Here is a 473-nt window from a genome sequence, read left to right as displayed (position 1 = left end):
AGATTCCCTCGGGCGCATCTACACGCCCCGCGCACCCCAGGCCGACGACGCGCCGGGCTGCGGTGGATTGAGCTTGCCGGTCGCTGCGGCGGGCGGGGTTCTTGAGGTTCTTGCCGGCGTCTGCGTGGGTTTGAAGCATCTTGCGGGGCCCGCCCCGCGACGGCCGCGCGGGCGGCCTGGCGGGGCTTACGCGGTGTCTTGCGTTTGGTGATGGCGCTTCGCGCGTGGCTCCGCTGTGTTTGGGTGTCTGTCACCGCCCAGAACCACTCGAGGTGTCTGACACCCTGCAGAAACGCCCGCCCATCTATCGCCACCGCCGCCCGGGTGTCTGACACCGGCCCTTGTGCGCCGCGGGCGCGACCTTGCTCGAGGTGTCTGACACCCTACAGAATCGCCGGCCCATCTAGCGCCACCGCCGCCTGGGTGTCTGACACCGGCCCTTGAGCGCTGCGGGCGCGACCTTGCTCGAGGTG

It is taken from the genome of Achromobacter sp., from assembly GCF_032113835.1.
GTDB lineage: Bacteria > Pseudomonadota > Gammaproteobacteria > Burkholderiales > Burkholderiaceae_B > Achromobacter.
This window is presented reverse-complemented; position numbering follows the sequence as displayed.